The following is a 15,953-nucleotide window of genomic DNA, read 5'->3' as shown; positions in this document are numbered from 1 at the left end:
TTCCAACCAAGGCCCGGACATGGAAAGACGCCGCGAATTGCAGTCGACACTCCGCATCGATGACGTACCGACCGTCCGAGCGATGGTGGCGCAAAAGCTGCGCGAGGCGATCATGTCCGGCACGCTGAAACCGGGCCAGCGCCTGGTCGAGCGCGAGCTCTGCGAGATGATGGGCGTCAGCCGCCCCTCGATCCGGGAAGCACTACGCGCCCTCGAGGCCGACGGGCTGGTCAATACGGTCCCTCACCGCGGCCCCGTGGTCTCCACGATCAGCCTGGAGGAGGCCCGGCAGCTCTACGCCGCCCGCGCGGTGCTCGAAGGCTTCGCCGGCCGTGAATGCGCCAGGCTTCACGACCCGGAAGTGGCTCGCCGGATCGGGGAAGCCCTGACCCGGCTGAAGGCAGCCGCAGCCAAGCAGGACCTCGTCGGATGCCTGGAAGCCAAGACCGACTTTTACGCCGCTCTGATCGGTGGCTGCCGCAACGCGTTCATCGAGCGCATGCTCAAGCCGCTGCATGACCGAATCCAGCTGTTGCGGATCACCTCGATGTCGCAGCCGAAGCGGATCAACAAGAGCTTGCGCGAGGTTACCGCGATCTGGCGCGCGATCCAGAACGGCGATGCGGACCTCGCCGAGCGCTGCTGCGTCGACCACATCAATGCGGCGGCGGTGGCCGCGCTCGACATGATCGAAAAATCGTCGGCAGCCAAGGAGGCGGCGCCTTCCGACGACTAAAACATTGCCGCCAGGGAGTGTTCGATGACGTATCTCGTACGATCGCTGATCCTGCTTGTCCTGCTCTATCCCTGCCGCGCAGCCATTGCGGAAGACTACCCCACCCGCCCGGTCACGATGATCGTGCCGTTCTCAGCTGGTGGTCCCGGCGACGTGATCGCACGCATCCTCGGCGGCGCCATGAGTACGACGCTGAAACAGTCGATCGTGATCGAAAACGTCGTCGGCGCCGGCGGCACGCTCGGCACCAACCGTGTCGCCAAGGCGGCCCCCGACGGCTACACGCTGCTGCTGATGCATGTCGGCCAGGCCACCGCGCCGGCCCTCTACGCCAAGCTGCCGTTCGATCCGGTCGGCGATTTCGCCCCGATCGGGCTCGTCACCGACGTCCCGATGATCCTCGTGGCGCGGCCGAACTTTCCTGCCAAGGATCTCAACGAGCTCATCGCGCAGATCCGCAATGCCGGCGACAAGATCACCTTCGGCAATGTCGGTCTCGGCTCGGCCTCACAGCTCTGCGGTTTGATGTTCATGAGCACCACCGATACCAAGCTCACCCCGATCTACTACAAGGGCGGCGGCCCAGCGCTGAACGACGTCATCGCCGGCCACATCGACGTTTATTGCGACCCTGCAACCGGGCCGACGCCTTATATTCAGTCGAACACGATCAAGGGCTACGCGATCACGAGCAAGAAGCGGGTTGCAACGCTGCCGAACGTGCCGACCTCGGCCGAGGCCGGCCTTCCCGCGTTCGACGTGACGACCTGGTATGGACTCTACGCCCCGCGCGGCACGCCGAAGCCCGTAGTCGACCAACTCGTCGGCGCGCTGCAGACCGCGCTGAAGGATCCCGCCCTGATCAATCGGTTTGGTGAGCTCAGCATGTCCCCGGTTGAACCCGAACGCGCGACGCCGGAAGCCCTTGAAGCCTTTCTCAAGGCTGAGATCGGCAAATGGGGAAGGATCATCAAGGCAGCCGGCATCGAGCCGCAATAGGTTAGCTAGAGCGGATCGACCCCGTTGCTAGCTGTAGAAGATGCCTCCGTCGACGTTGAGGGCTTGGCCGGTCACAAACGCAGAATCGTCAGACGCAAAGAACGCAACGGGCCCGACGACGTCCTCCGGCTGCCCGAGCCGGTGCAGGTCCGTGACCTTCTCGAAATAGGCGACACGCTCGGGATCGCGGAGATTGTTCATCCCCATCTCCGTCACGATGATGCCCGGGCATACGGCATTGACCGTGATGCCGTAGCCGCCGAACTCCATGGACGACACCCGGGTGAAGCCGACCACCGCCGACTTCGACGCGGCATAGTGGGACTGTCCCGGACCGCCCGTTCGAGCGGCGAGCGAGGCGATGTTGACGATCCGCCCGTATTTGCGCTCCTTCATATGTGGCACCACGGCCTGGGTCATCTGGAAGACGCCGCGCGTGTTGACGGCGAAGGTCTGATCCCATGTCTCGGTCGTCAGCTCGTCGATGCTCGCCAGCCTGAGGATGCCCGCATTGTTGACGAGGACATCGAGGTGCCCGAGACCCTGGACGGCTTCAGCCACCGCACGCCTGCAATCGCCGATATCGCTGACGTCGCCCAGCACCGGGATGCAGCGGCCGCCAAGCTTGCCGACCTCGGCGACGGTCTCGAGCAGAACCTTCTCCTGGGCCGCGATGTCGGTCAGCGCGAGATCGTAGCCTCGCTTGGCAAGGCCAGTAGCAATCGCACGGCCAATGCCGCGGCTTGCCCCCGTCACGATCGCATGTCGGGCCATGTTGCATTCTCCCCTGTTATTTCCAATGAATGTTGGTTCTTTACCGGCGTTGAAAAGATCAGGCGCAAGCCGGCTTGCGGATTGGCAAGGTGTTCATGGCCTTCACGGTTTCCTCGAAGGATACGAGATTGGCGCCCGAACCCAGCCCCGTCGCGACGATCGCGGCCGTCGCGGTCGCGAGCTTGGCGCAGTCGAGCAGGTCCCAGTCGCGAGCCAGCCCCGCGATGAAGCCGCCCGTATAGGAATCGCCGCATCCCGACGTATCGCGAACGGCAACGTCGAACGCCGGCACCGTGAACTGGCGTCCGTCGCGGGTCATCACGAACGAGCCGTCGGCGCCGAGAGAGATGGCGCAGGCCCCCGCCCCCTTGTCGATGAAGAACCGCGCGCATGCGGCGGGATCGTCGGTTCCGACCATGGCACTGGTCTCATCGATGCTCGGCATGAAGAAGTCGACATAGGGCAGCAGCGGCTCGACCAGTGCCAGCGTTTCACGCCGCGCCTGGATGAGATCGAGCGTCGTCGTGCAACCAGCGGCTTTCGCATCCTGCAGCAATGCGACGGAAGGCGCTCCATCCATCGCAAGCAGAGAGCCGACCCCGCCGAGATGGAGAATTTTGCTCCGGCATGCGGCTACTTGCGTTTCGGGCGCGATCCGCCATCGGGCTGAGGCGCCCCTCGCATGCATGACCGGACGCGAGCCGTCGGGCCGGATCGGCAAGATCGTTGCAGAGGTTGGAGCGCCGGTCATTCGCTCCATCAGAGCGATATCGATGCCTTCGCGCTCCAGCGCGTTCAGCATCCAATCAGCCTTCTCGTCGGAGCCGACGGCACCAACCGCGAGCGCCCTCAAGCCGAGCCGCGCGCAAGGAACGACCGTTCCGCCGGCCGTGCCGGCGACCGCCAGCCGGATTTCTTCGATCAGCAGGCGGCCGCCACCGGGCGGAATCTCGGTCACCGGGACCCCCAGAATGTCCAGAATATAAGTACCGCAGACGCTGACGTCGTGAGAATGAGCCATGATTTCTCGCAGGACAGTGGTTTGATCGTGATCTAGCTCGACAGCTGGGTAATCTTGGCCGCGCCTTCGTTATCGCGCAGGCCGTAATGCCCCCATCGCTTCAGGATGCTGTCGATCTCCTCGTCCGGTAGCACCGGAGGAGAGCCGAGTTGAAGACAGCCGTGATACTGCTTGGCGAGCACCTCGACCTCCACCGCGAGCCACAAGGCTTTGCGCAGGTTGGGACCGATGGCGATCAGCCCGTGATGTGCGAGGAGGCAGGCGCGGCGATAGCGAAGCGCGTTCAGGGCCGCCTGCGACAGTTCGGCCGTGCCATATTGCGCATAGGGCGCGCAGGGGATGTCGTTGCCGCCGGCCGCGGCAATCATGTAGTGAATCGCAGGGATCGAGCGATTCATGATCGCGATGATGGTGCAAAAGACCGGATGGGCGTGAACGACGGCGCCAACCTCCGGCTTCGACTTGAGGATGTCGAGGTGAAAACGCCATTCGGTCGACGGAACATTGCCGGCCGATGCAGTCCATGAGCCGTCCCACTTCATGGCCACGATGTCTTCGGGCTTCATGCGGTCGTAGGGAAGACCGGACGGCGTCAGCAGGATGCCGTCGTCGGCTCGAACGCTGATGTTTCCGGACGTTCCCTGGTTGATGCCTTGCGCCGCCATCTCGCGGCACGCGTCGATGATGGATTGACGAAGTTCGAGCTCTGCTTCGCGGCCGGTCATACCTTGCTTCCACCCTGGTTCATGCACTTGCTCCGAGCTGGACCTGACGGTCGACCAACAGCCGGGTGGCTCGCGCGGTCGCCAGCACCTCCTGCTCGGCATCGAGCAAAGCACTCTCGGCAAACAACTTGCGGCCTTCCCGCCCGGTCGGCCACGCCACCACCGCACATCGATCTCCGGGACGCGGCCGGCGTTCGATCCGAGCGGCCATGCGTCCGAGCAGCGCCGTTTCGTCGCCCTTCAATCCCAGGTGACGGGCGCCAACGCTGCAATAGCCGGTCGGGCAATCGAGAGCGGCCCAGACGAATTCGGGCGCGACATGGCCGTCCGCACCGGACAGGCTCCCATGAGGTACCCAGGAGGCCGCGAACACGACGGGCTTGCCCGGGACAGCGCCCGCCTGCAGCGGGCCTGCGAAGATGCGAAGACCATCGCCGTGACCACGCGCGGGGCCACAGACAAAACAAGTCGGAAGGTTATGAGTCTGCTCTTCGTAGGGTGTTCGGCCGGCCGCCTCTTCGGCCGCCTCGTAGCTTACCCTGGGAACGTCCGGCACATCGATGTCTGTTGCACGCACCGTCGCGAGCAGCTTGTCGTTCTCGCGCAACTCGATCCCGCCGTCGGCCCCCGTCAACACGTCGAGCGACCGCTCCAGCGGCGGCGGGGCGCGCAACGTCACTTCGGCGTCTCCACTGACGTGCCTTGCGAGACATCCGCATACATAACCGCCGTTGCCGGAGTTGGGTGGGCCCCGGAAGCGCCTGTCGATGACCAGCGATACCATTGCAGCTCTCGTTCGCGGCGTTTAGCGTCCCATCGCGAAGAACTCGTCGTTCGGACGCATGCTGGTGACGTTGGCGAGGCGGTTCGACATGCCGAAGAATGCAGCGATGGCTGCGATGTCCCAGACGTCCTCCTCAGTGAATCCATGTCCCTTGAGATCCACGAGGTCGGAATCGTCCACCTCATAGGCGCGTGCCGAGACCTTCATCGCGAAATCGAGCATCGCCCTTTGCCGCGCGGTGATATCGGCCTTGCGGTAGTTGACGGCGACCTGGTCCGCAATCAGCGGATTCTTCGCCCGCACGCGCAGGATGGCGCCGTGCGCGACCACGCAGTACTGGCATTGATTGGCGCTGCTGGTCGCGACGACGATCATCTCGCGCTCGGCCTTGGTGATCGGCCCAGGCTTGTCCATAAGAGCGTCGTGATAGGCAAAGAACGCCCGGAACTCGTCCGGACGATGCGCGAGTGTCAGAAAGACGTTCGGGACGAATCCAGACTTCTCCTGAACGGCCTCGATCCGTGCGCGGATATCCGTAGGAAGCGTCGCGATATCGGGAACGGGAAAGCGGCTGATCGCGGTTGCGGACATGGTCCAAGCTCCTGTTAAACAGCCGCGAGCGCGGCGAGCGTTTCCTGATAGGCCTCGAACGCATCGCGCCGATCGGCGGCGTAGGGCTCGACCCGCACCAGGCAGGTATGGGCCGAGCAGCCCTGGCCGAATTGAGACGTGCCGATGTCGAGCGTGAGCACGTTCGGATTGCCGGCGACCTCGAGGCCGCTATTGCCGGTCGGTGTGAACCAGGCGCCGGTCGGGAGCACAAGCACGCACCGGCGGACCTCGTCGCTGACCTCAGCAGTCGCAAGGCATTCCCCGCGGTCGTTCCAGATGCGGATCGTCTGGCCGTCGACGATGCCGAGAGCAGCCGCGTCGTCAGGATGAAGACGGGCCTGTTCACGGCCATTGCGTTTCATGACGCGGCTCGATGGGCCGGTTTCAAGCTGGCTGTGAAGACGACCAGCCGGCTGATGCGAGATGAGGTGCATTTGGCCAGCTTCTGCAGTGCCGAGCCATTCGGCGGGCTCGATCCAGGCAGGATGCGAGCGGCAGTCGGGATAGTCGAGCCTGGCAAGCGTCTCGCTGCCGAGTACGATCTTCCCGCTTTCGGTGTTGAGCGGGTATTCCTCGGGCTCGTTGCGGAAGTCGGCCAGGAACGTGTGGTCTGTCTTGACCGGGCAGCGGGCATAGCCGGCTTCCCAGAACGCATCGAAATCCGGCATCTCGAAGCCGAAGCGCTGCGCGGCGTCGCTGCGGCAGGCTTCGTAGAGATGCCGGACCCAACCCATTTCGTCCCGGCCTTCGTTGAACCGATCGGCCACGCCGAGCTTGCCTGCAATCGCGTCGAAGATCGCGAAGTCGGAGCGGGATTCGCCCAGCGGCTCGATGGCCTGCTTCATGGCCAGGATGAAGTCGGAGCGTCTGTTGCCGGCAAGATCGTTGCGCTCGATCGACGTCGTGGCCGGCAGCACGATGTCGGCCCGCTGGGCCGTCGCGGTGAACATCGGGTCCTGCACGATGATCGTTTCGGGCCTCGTCCAGGCTTCCGACAGGCGGTTGAGATCCTGATGATGGTGGTAAGGATTGCCGCCCGCCCAATAGACCAGCCTCGTATCCGGATAGGAGCGGATCTCGCCTTCATAGCTGAATGGCCGACCGGGATTGAGCAGCATGTCGCTGATGCGCGCCACCGGGATGAAGCTGTCGATCGGCCTCTTCAGCTGTGAAATGGCTGGAGACTTGCCGAGATTGAGCGGGGCCCCGACACCTCCCAGCGAAGCATAGCCGTAACCGACACCGCCGCCCGGCAGCCCGATCTGGCCGATTATCGAGGCCAGTCCGAGCGCCGCCCAGAACGGCTGTTCGCCGTGATGGGCACGCTGCAGACTCCAGCTCACCGTCAACATGCTCCGCGTGTCGACCAGGCGCCTTGCGAGCTCGGCAATCTGGCCTGCACCGAGCCCGCAGATGCCGGCGGCCCACAAGGCGTCCTTTCGTCCGCCATCCGCCTTGCCTTCGAGATAGCGAAGAAGACGATCCGCGCCGCTGGTGCAGCGCGCAAGGAAATCCGTGTCGTGCCGGCCGGCCTTCACGATCTCGCCGGCGAGGCCGAGCATCAGCGCAGTGTCGGCGTTCGGCCGGATCGGCCACCATTCGGCATCGACCCAGTCCGGCAGATCGTCCTTCAGCGGCGAGACGTGGATGACCTTGACGCCACGCTCGACGATTTTCCTGAGATAAGTCTCGAGGCGGTGGCTGCCAATTCCTCCGGCCTCGTTTTGCGCGGTTCGTGGCGACAGAGCGCCGAACACCACCAGCGTCTCGGTGTGCTGCGCGATCGTATCGAGCGTATTGGCGCGGCCGCCGCATGCGTCGTCGCTGCCCAGCGTGTGGCGCAGGATCACCGGACCCGCCGCGATGGAATAGGTATCGACGTGCCGGGTGAAGCCGCCGACCAGATTGAGCATGCGCTTCAGAAGCGAAGAGGCATGATGCAGGCGCCCCGAATTCGTCCAACCATAGGAGCCCGCAAAGATCGATGCGTTCCCGAACGCGTCGGCGACGCGGCGCACTTCGTCGGCAACCAGCGTCGTCGCCTCGTCCCAGCTGACAGGAACGAACTTCTCTCGGCCACGCCCGCGGCGATCGCTGTTTTCGCGCTTGTCCAGCCAGCCGGAACGGACCATCGGCCGCAGCACGCGCCGCTCAAGATTTGCCCATTCGGCAATAGAATGGATGATCGGGGACGGCGCCGGATCGTGCTGGAACGGCTCGATGCCCACGATGCGATTATCCTCGACGAGGATCGTGTACGCACCCCAATGGCTGCAATGCGGGATCCGTTTGATCCTGCTCATGCGTCCACCGCTCCAAGTTCGCGCCGCATCTGCGCGGCGAATTCGGGATAGGTCTCGGCAAGTTCGTCGAACACGCGGCCGCGGAGCACGTCGAGTGTCGATCGATCGGGCAGCGCGGTCTGCCGCGGCTCGGCGTCATGCTCGAATCGAAAGCCGGTCGCTTGCTTGATCTCCGCAAGATCGTGCCCGGGGTGAACACTTTCCAGCTCGAACCCCGGCCGCGTCTTGTCGAATCGAAAGAGTCCCTTGCCGGTCAAGAGAGCCACGGGGCCGCCGCTCCGGAACACTCCCTCGGGACTGACGCCGGAGGCACTGATGAAGTCGACCTTCTCGACGAAGACGCGCGGCGTATGCTCCTCGCGGAACAGGATGACCCGCGGCACGACGAAATAGAGATAGGCCGACCCGAACGAGCCGGGCCAGCGCACGCTGGAGCGCGGATAGTCACCGGTGCCGACGAGGTTCACGTTGCCAAGGCCGTCGATCTGGCCGCCGCCGAGGAAGAACGCGTCGATCCGGCCCTGACCTGCACAATCGAACAGCTCCGCCGAACCGTTGGTGAAGAAATTATGCTCGACAGAACCGAGGATGGAGATGCGTGGACCAACGGCGCCACGCGCCTCCTTCATTGCACGCAGCAGCATCGCGCCAGCGGCAGGAATCGGAGAGGAGGCGCCTACGGCAACATGCCTGACGCCATCGAGCAGCCGCGCGATCGTGCAAATCAGCACTTCGCGAGGGAGAACGTCCGACATCACGCGGGCTCCATCTGCGCCTGCGCCATATAGGCCGAGAAGCCATCGGCCGTTCGCGCGGCCTTCGCATAACGCGCGATCTCCGCGCTATCGGCGGGATACTCGCCCCATAAACCGTATGGCCATGCGCCCTTCGGTGCGCGCGCGACTGCCGTGACGTAGAGTGCCGGCAGCACGCCGGCCGCGCTCATCTCGTTGGCGAGCAGATTTTCCTCGACGATGCGCTCCACCGTGACGAGAACTGTCTGCGAAGCGTAGGCCATTGCGGCAAGCTCGCGGCGTCGCCCGATCCAGACATTGCCGAAGCGATCAGCCATCGGCACATGGAAGATCGTGACGTCGGGCTTGATGGCGGGAATCAGCACGATCGGATCGCCTCCATCCGCCAGCGGATTGTCGACGACACGCCAATCGTCGCGGTGGCGCAGCAGATCCGTTCCGATCAGCCCGCGAAGGGGCATGAAGGGGCTGCCCTTCTGCGCCGCCATCAGGCCCGCATGGATGGCAGGACAGGTCGCGTCCTTCAGTCGAACCGCGCCTTCCTTGACCGCCGCGTTGAACCGGGGCGCTCCACCTGCTTCGCCCAGCGAGGCCGCACTGGTCTCCACCGTCCGGACCAGACCTGCGCCGACAAGCTGGTCGAGCTGCAATCCGCCGGTTGGCACGCAGACCAGATCGAGATCGCCCGCGCCATGCTCGATCATTGGACGCGTCATGGCCATGGAGACGCCGGCGTAATCGACGGGCAGTGCGACTCGCATGCCCGGCTCGATGTGCTTCGCCATGACGCGAGGCTCGCTCAACACCATCATCCTCCCCAGCCTTGTTCTATATTGTAGAACGCAATTCCAAATTATGTTAGGCGGATTTGGACGATGCTGTCAATCTGGCTTCGCCGGCGGAGCCTTCATTTCCAGGACTTTCGCGCGCAGCCGGCCGCAGCAGCGCACCTTTGCGCCGCGATCAGGCGGCGCGACTTGACAAGACGACGCGCTGCTCCAACAATAATTGGAATGACGTTCTATAATATAGAACATACTGGGAGGATAGAATGGGCGAGCCTTCGGCTCAGCGTGCGATGCGCTCTGGCGATGCGAACGTTCGGACATTGCCGACCGGCCGCCTCCGGGACCGCGACGCGTTCGGATCGAGCATTGCCGTCCGTGAAGCGGTGAAAGCTTACGGCAACTTTCATGCGGTCGACCGGATCAGCATCGACATCGAGCCCGGCGAATTCATCACGCTTCTTGGCCCATCCGGCAGCGGAAAGACGACGCTGCTCAACCTTGTCGCCGGATTCCAGAGCCTCGACAGCGGCGAGATCCTCGTCGACGGCAAGCCGGTCCACAACGTACCCACGCACAAGCGCGGCTTCGGCATGGTGTTCCAGAGCTACGCGCTGTTTCCGAACATGACGGTCAGCCAGAACGTCGCGTTTCCGCTTCGGATGGCGGGGGTCGACCGGGCGACTGCGGAGCGGCGCGTCGCCGAAACGCTGGAGATCATGCGGCTGACGGAGCATGCGACGAAGTCTCCCTCGCAAATGTCGGGTGGACAGCAGCAGCGCGTCGCGATTGCCCGCGCCATCGTCAGGAAGCCCAAGGTCGTGCTGATGGACGAGCCCCTCAGCGCCCTCGACCGGCGGTTGCGCGAACAGATCCAGATCGAGATCCGCGACCTTCACCAGACCATCGGCAGCACGATCCTGTTCGTCACCCATGACCAGGGCGAAGCCCTGACGATGAGCGACCGCATCGCGGTACTCAACGCCGGCAAGATCGTTCAGATCGGCCGCCCCCTGGACATCTACCGGCATCCGACAGATCGCTTCGTCGCCTCGTTCGTCGGCGAGAGCAATCTGATCGAGGCCGAGATCCTGCAGAAGCGCGGATCGACACTGACGATGAAGAACCGTGCAGGATACGTGTTCAGCGCCGAAAGCCGGGACACGATCGACGTCGGACGCGCAACTGTGCTCGTGCGTCCGGAACGCATCGCCGTGTCGAACGAGCCGGCTGCGAATTCCACGCCCGTCAGCGTCACGTCTGCGATCTTCCTCGGCGAGATCCTGCGGATCGAGGCGCAAATGGAGGGCGGAGATCCGCTCCTGATCCGCTGCACCGACATGGCCGACCGGCCGCTGCCGGCCGTCGGCGATCGTCTGCACGTGAGCTGGGGCGCCGCGGACTGCTGGGTGCTTGCATGACCGCGGCATCGATCGGCGCCCAGGCAGGCCGTCCTGCGGATCTCGATCTCGTCAGGAGGTTGAAGGATCCGGCGCTGCTGCTCCTGCCCGCGCTCGCGTTTCTGGCCTTCATCTATCTGCTCCCGCTGATCGATCTCATCCGCATCAGCGTGAGCGGGCCGTCGTGGTCGACCTATTTCGAGCGGGTATTCGCCATACCGCTCTATTGGGATTCGCTCGTCCGCACGATGCAGATCTCGGTCACCGTCGCCGGACTGTGCCTGCTGTTCGGATATCCGACGGCGCTGCTCATTCACCGCAGCCGCGGCATGACCCAGGCCCTGATCGCGACCGCGATCGTGCTGCCCTATTTCATCGCCATCCTGATCCGAACCTACGCCTGGATGGTCCTGCTCGGCCGCAACGGGCCGGTCAACAAGCTGCTGGTTTCGGTCGGAATATTGAGCGAGCCGGTGCAGCTCCTCTTCAATCGCGGCACGGTACTTCTCGGCATGACCGCGGTGCTTCTGCCGCTGATGGTGCTGACGATCTATTCCAGCGTGGCGCGCCTCGATCAAAGCCTGACCCGCGCGGCGCTGGCCAGCGGCGCCGGGCCCATTGCGGCGTTCTGGCGCGTGTTGCTGCCGCTGACCCTACCCGGGATGGGCGCCGGCTTCCTGCTGGTCTTCGTCGCAGCGATCGGGTTCTTCATTACGCCCACGCTGCTCGGGGGTCCCGGCGACCAGATGTTTGCCATGCATATCACGCAGCAGGCGGACTCGGTCACATCGGAGGGATTCCTGCAGGCCTTGGGCGTGGTGCTGCTGACGATCACGCTGGCGGTGGTCGCGGTGGCCGGACGCTTCCTCGGCTTCGAGTTCATCTGGGGCGGCCGCAAGCTGACCGAGGCCGCACCGACGACGACTGACCGCCACGCCGCCGATGACGGCCGCCGCAGTTTCGGCGCCTCAGCTGCCGACTTGATAGGCTGGCCGCTTCTGAGACTTTTCGGGCGGCTGCCGGCGAGCTTCGGGACCTGGACAGTTCGCCTTCTGGGCGGACTGGTCATTACCGTTCTCATCCTGCCGATCATCGTGGTGATGATCATTTCGTTCAGCAGCGCAAGCTATCTGACCTTCCCGCCGCCGGGTTTCTCATTTCGCTGGTATGAGCAGTTCTTTTCCGATTCGAACTGGATGCGGGCGTTCTGGACATCCCTGGTCGTTGCGGCGATGTCGGCCGGAATCGCGATCGTGCTGGGCGCGTCGGCCGCCCTCGGCATCGTCAGGAGCAGCATTCGCGGCAAGTCCACCATCATGCTGCTGCTCGTAAGTCCGATCATCGTGCCTCCGGTCGTGCTCGGCCTGTCGCTCTACAGCCTGTTCCTGCGTTTCGACCTGGTCGGCTCCGTCTTCGGCCTTGCCGCGGCGCATGCGATCGGCGGCCTTCCCCTCGTCGTGGTGATCCTGTCCGCATCGCTTCAAGGCGTCGATACAAGGCTCGAACAGGCGGCTGCCGTCCATGGCGCATCGTCCCTGACGGTGTTCCGCCTGGTGACGCTGCCGGCCATCATGCCGGGCCTCGCTGCAGCGACATTCTTCGCCTTCCTGCACTCGTTCGACGAGTTGGTGCTGACGCTGTTCCTGTCGAGCGCGGAGCTGAAGACGCTCCCGCTCATGCTGTGGGGCGACATCAATTACCGGCTCAATCCGGTGCTGGCCGTGGTCTCGACGCTGGAGGTGCTGCTGGTGGTCGCAGGGCTCGTCCTTGCACGGCCCGTTCTCGCCACGTCGCGGAAGGCAACGTGACACAGATCAATTTCAACTGGAGGAAAGAGAAAATGCTGGGAATGAAACGCTGGCGACTGTCGGTTTCCGTATTGGCCTCGGCCCTGTGCATCGCGATGGGGACGGGCCCGGCTCAGGCTCAGAGCAACGTCGTGATCATGCAGGACCCGGGCGGCGGATATGGCGATGCATTGCGCAAGGTCATGTACGATCCGTTCGAGAAGGCGACCGGCATCAAGGTGGTCACCGTCCAGGAGGCGCGTAGTGGCCCACGCATCAAGGCTCAGGCCGAGGCCGGCAAAGCTCAATGGGACCTGACGTTCATCTTCGACCAGGAGACCAAGCTGCTCGGCGACTGTTGCCTCGCCGACATCGACTATTCCAAGCTGTCCGACGCCGCCAAGCAGACGCTGGCGGCCATGCCGGACAATCTGAAGCGCAAGAAGGGCGTGGCGCTGCAGGTGATCGGCGTCGGCCTCGTCTACAACAAGGACAAGTACAAGGGCGAGAACGTGCCGACCAGCTGGGCCGACTTTTGGGACGTGAAGAAATTCCCTGGCCGGCGCTGCATGCCCGCCTGGCCGCGTTTCGTCTTCGAGGCGGCGCTGATGGCCGACGGCGTAGAGAAGAGCAAGCTCTACCCGATCGACATGGAGCGGGCGCTGAAGAAGGTCAAGGAGATCAAGCCACACATTGCCAAATGGTGGACGACATCCGCACAGCCGCCGCAGCTCCTGCTCGACGGCGAGGCCGACATGTGCATGGCCTACACCGGTTCGATGAGCAAGCTCGCGCTGGAGGGCGCCCCGATCGAGCTGACTTTCAATCAGGGCTTCATCTACTACGACTTCTTCTCGATTCCCAAGGGAGCGCCGAACTACGACAACGCGCTGAAACTGCTGTCCTGGCGGCTCGAGCCCAAGCGCGCGGCGCAGCTCACCTCGACCTTCCCGGTCGCCCTTCCCTCCCAGGTCGTGTTCGAGGCCGCAACCGACAAGAAGCTCGCGCGCTACTGGGCCAACAACCCGGACAACGTCTCGAAAGCGATCGAATGGAGCCCGGATTATTGGGGCGCGACTTCGCCGGCTGGAAATTCCACCAATGAAGAGTACGGGCAGGAGAAGCTCAACGCCTTGCTGGCCCAGTAAGCAGGCTGATCAGCCCCGATCCGAAAGGATCGGGATTAATTCCACACCCGGGCTATTGCCGTTCGCGCGGCCATGCTAGATCGAGTGAAATATCATTCTATTTTGGCTGGTGGATGGATAAGGCTTTTACCAAGGGACTGCGTCTCCTGGAAGCACTTGCTCTGAGCGAGCAGCCCCGCGGCGTCACTGACCTCGCGAGCGAGCTGAAGCTCACCAAGAGCAACGTGCATCGGCTGCTGATGACTTTGCAGTCTCAAGGCTATGTGCGCCAGATCCCCCCGCACAGCACCTACGAGCTCACGACCAAGATCTGGGCGCTCGGCAGCCATGTCATCCACCGGATGGATCTCATCAACGTCGCGCGACCGGCAATGACGAAGCTTGCCGAGATCACCGGCGAAACCATTCACCTGTCGGTGCTCGAGGACACCGACGTGGTCTATGTCGACAAGATCGAAAGCGCTCACCATATCCGCGCCCATACAAGCGTGGGCATGCGCGCACCCGCTTTCACCATGGCGACAGGCAAAGCGATGCTCGCACATATGCCTGATGACTACCTGGAACGGTTCCGGCCGCATCTGAGGCGCTACACGGAAGCGACGCGAACGACGATCGAGGAGCTGCGGGAGGACATCGAGCTGGCACGCGCGCAGGGCTACTCCTCCGTCCTGCACGGCGAGTGGCGCGAGGGCATCGCCGCCTGCGCTTGTGCCATCCTCGGTCGTTCCGGCGAACTCGTGGGAGCGATTGGCATGTCCGGGCCCGACAGCCGCATCAAGCGCAAGCAGATAAAAGAATATTCGGTTCACGTGATGGAGGCAGCCCGAACCATCGGCGCTGCCCTCGGCTATTCCAGTAGGCCGGCGGCATATCCAGCAATGCGAGGCGGTCCTAGACAGTCACATCAATCACGACGAGCCACCTGATCTTTCCAGGACGGCGTTGGTGCCGGGCAACGGAAGCAGCCGCTGCTCGTCCATCGCAGACTTCAGATCGAGGTCCGCACCCGTATACCCGGCCAGGAAGTGGGCATCCCCCGCTCCTTCGCAAAAGCCGAGGGCGACAACGGCATCGGCTTCACGGACGCGCTTGATTCGCTCGACCGCGCCCGCGCCGCCGATCGCAGCGGCGACATCGACGCGTGCAGCCGGGAGATCGCACGCGCGCGGGCCGTCCTGAGATAGCAAATGCCGCTCAAGGGTCGAAGGCAAGGCGATGCGCGCAACGCGGTCGTGCAGCCGTGGGAGCAGGACGTGCGTTCTGGAAATACTCGCCCGAGCGCAGGTTTCTAATGTCAATGCAATCAGGTGGAGTCTTGTCCATGCATAAACAGCACTCATCGAACAATAGGCCACACACGGGCCGGGATCGCACCGAGCCTTCTTGATGAATTTCAGTGCGATGCTTGCTGCGTCTTGCACCTGCCACTAGGGGTTCGATCTGCGTCCGACTTCAGCATCCGGGCGGCAGCACCGGCGACACGCCGGGCGTTGGTGCTGCGCCTGAAGCGTTCGCCGGCAGCACAGTCGCAGGCGAGGCGAGATTCATCGAGACGCCTTCCATGCAAGCCGAGCTGTTCGGGCTGGGCACAACCGCAGCGTTCGGGTCTATACCCGTCCCACCGGCACCACTGGCTTCCGCCTGAATCGTACCAGGTGCGGGGCTTGTAGCCACTTGCGGGATCGACAATGGCAGGGACGCAGCGCTCGTCACCTCTCCCCCCGGCGTCGAGCTGCATCCGACCGTCGTACCTGTTCCTGAGGGCGCAGCTGAGGAGATCGTACCGGTGGCGCTGCTGTTCCGCCTTATCACCGGCAGCAACGGCGCCGCGATGTCCGGTGGTGCAAGGCCTGTCGGCGATACGCTCGGCGTCGCCGGCACCGGCGTCGGCGATGACGACGGCGGAGCGCAGACGACCACCGTCCCCGGCGTCGTCGGATCCGACGCGAGCGGAACCGGCGCCAGCGTCGTGTCCGGAGCACCTGACACGGTCATTGCGGAAAACGGCCCGGGACTGTTGAGCGGTGAGACCACGATCGCGCCCGGCACCGTCGGCAGATCCATTGCAGTAGTGCCGGTCGTTGCGACCTGTGCCTGACCAGCAGAGCTTCCGAGCAGCAA

The 15,953-nt window shown here is 63.9% G+C and carries 16 protein-coding genes; 7 read left to right on the top strand and 9 right to left on the bottom strand.

The genetic code is table 11. The features are described from left to right. Positions 1-19 precede the first annotated feature (19 nt). Both I6F37_RS30095 and I6F37_RS30090 read left to right on the top strand, forming a co-directional pair. Entirely contained in the window at positions 20-736 is a 717-nt protein-coding gene (locus I6F37_RS30095) for a GntR family transcriptional regulator (RefSeq protein WP_050991723.1), read from the top strand. Positions 737-760: 24 nt separating this feature from the next. Beyond that, complete coding sequence (locus tag I6F37_RS30090) at positions 761-1,735, top strand: tripartite tricarboxylate transporter substrate-binding protein (protein WP_225151592.1); 975 nt, start codon at positions 761-763, stop codon at positions 1,733-1,735. Between the two features lie 27 nt (positions 1,736-1,762). Here I6F37_RS30090 and I6F37_RS30085 read toward each other — a convergent pair whose 3' ends face one another. From I6F37_RS30085 to I6F37_RS30050, 8 genes are all read right to left on the bottom strand, one after another. Beyond that, on the bottom strand, positions 1,763-2,509 hold the full coding sequence (locus I6F37_RS30085; RefSeq protein WP_225151594.1) for an SDR family NAD(P)-dependent oxidoreductase: 747 nt from the start codon (positions 2,507-2,509) through the stop codon (positions 1,763-1,765). A 58-nt stretch (positions 2,510-2,567) separates the two neighbouring features. Beyond that, positions 2,568-3,530 (bottom strand): carbohydrate kinase family protein, encoded by a 963-nt coding sequence (locus tag I6F37_RS30080; protein ID WP_225153519.1) that lies wholly within the window; start codon positions 3,528-3,530, stop codon positions 2,568-2,570. Between the two features lie 32 nt (positions 3,531-3,562). Beyond that, the gene (locus tag I6F37_RS30075; protein WP_225153517.1) at positions 3,563-4,255 is read right to left on the bottom strand and encodes an L-fuculose-phosphate aldolase; all 693 of its coding nucleotides are present in this window, start codon (positions 4,253-4,255) and stop codon (positions 3,563-3,565) included. Between the two features lie 19 nt (positions 4,256-4,274). Then, positions 4,275-4,934, bottom strand: coding sequence for a hypothetical protein (locus I6F37_RS30070; protein ID WP_368736794.1), 660 nt, complete (start codon positions 4,932-4,934; stop codon positions 4,275-4,277). A gap of 126 nt (positions 4,935-5,060) precedes the next feature. Continuing rightward, on the bottom strand, positions 5,061-5,630 hold the full coding sequence (locus tag I6F37_RS30065) for a peroxidase-related enzyme (RefSeq protein ID WP_225153513.1): 570 nt from the start codon (positions 5,628-5,630) through the stop codon (positions 5,061-5,063). Between the two features lie 14 nt (positions 5,631-5,644). Then, positions 5,645-7,954, bottom strand: coding sequence for a molybdopterin-dependent oxidoreductase (locus tag I6F37_RS30060; protein WP_225153511.1), 2,310 nt, complete (start codon positions 7,952-7,954; stop codon positions 5,645-5,647). Next, positions 7,951-8,709 carry a CoA transferase gene (locus tag I6F37_RS30055; RefSeq protein ID WP_225153509.1) on the bottom strand — a complete coding sequence of 253 codons (759 nt, stop codon included), beginning with the start codon at positions 8,707-8,709 and terminating at the stop codon, positions 7,951-7,953. The genes I6F37_RS30060 and I6F37_RS30055 overlap by 4 nt, the downstream gene beginning before the upstream one ends. Continuing rightward, positions 8,709-9,518, bottom strand: a complete 810-nt coding sequence (locus I6F37_RS30050; RefSeq protein ID WP_225151679.1) for a CoA transferase subunit A — start codon at positions 9,516-9,518, stop codon at positions 8,709-8,711. The genes I6F37_RS30055 and I6F37_RS30050 overlap by 1 nt, the downstream gene beginning before the upstream one ends. A 242-nt stretch (positions 9,519-9,760) precedes the next feature. Here I6F37_RS30050 and I6F37_RS30045 point away from each other — a divergent pair, with 242 nt between their 5' ends. From I6F37_RS30045 to I6F37_RS30030, 4 genes are all read left to right on the top strand, one after another. Further along, positions 9,761-10,915, top strand: coding sequence for an ABC transporter ATP-binding protein (locus tag I6F37_RS30045; protein WP_225124506.1), 1,155 nt, complete (start codon positions 9,761-9,763; stop codon positions 10,913-10,915). Next, positions 10,912-12,702 carry an ABC transporter permease subunit gene (locus I6F37_RS30040; protein ID WP_057026118.1) on the top strand — a complete coding sequence of 597 codons (1,791 nt, stop codon included), beginning with the start codon at positions 10,912-10,914 and terminating at the stop codon, positions 12,700-12,702. Before I6F37_RS30045 ends, I6F37_RS30040 begins: the two co-directional genes overlap by 4 nt. A gap of 32 nt (positions 12,703-12,734) precedes the next feature. Then, positions 12,735-13,829: an extracellular solute-binding protein gene (locus tag I6F37_RS30035; RefSeq protein WP_036011588.1), complete on the top strand. Its 1,095-nt coding sequence runs from the start codon at positions 12,735-12,737 to the stop codon at positions 13,827-13,829. A 113-nt stretch (positions 13,830-13,942) separates the two neighbouring features. Further along, positions 13,943-14,758, top strand: a complete 816-nt coding sequence (locus tag I6F37_RS30030; protein ID WP_036026695.1) for an IclR family transcriptional regulator — start codon at positions 13,943-13,945, stop codon at positions 14,756-14,758. Here I6F37_RS30030 and I6F37_RS30025 read toward each other — a convergent pair. Beyond that, positions 14,741-15,172 carry a hypothetical protein gene (locus I6F37_RS30025; RefSeq protein WP_225151604.1) on the bottom strand — a complete coding sequence of 144 codons (432 nt, stop codon included), beginning with the start codon at positions 15,170-15,172 and terminating at the stop codon, positions 14,741-14,743. The two genes, I6F37_RS30030 and I6F37_RS30025, sit on opposite strands and share 18 nt — an antisense overlap. Positions 15,173-15,618: 446 nt before the next feature. Between I6F37_RS30025 and I6F37_RS30020 the strand changes: the two genes are divergently transcribed. Beyond that, complete coding sequence (locus tag I6F37_RS30020; protein ID WP_225151607.1) at positions 15,619-15,930, top strand: hypothetical protein; 312 nt, start codon at positions 15,619-15,621, stop codon at positions 15,928-15,930. The last annotated feature ends 23 nt before the right edge of the window (positions 15,931-15,953 follow it).

This window comes from Bradyrhizobium sp. NBAIM08, from assembly GCF_020193935.1.
In the GTDB taxonomy this organism is placed as follows: domain Bacteria; phylum Pseudomonadota; class Alphaproteobacteria; order Rhizobiales; family Xanthobacteraceae; genus Bradyrhizobium; species Bradyrhizobium yuanmingense.
Note: the sequence above shows the minus strand (reverse complement) of the source record. Positions and strands in the feature narration are given on the sequence as shown.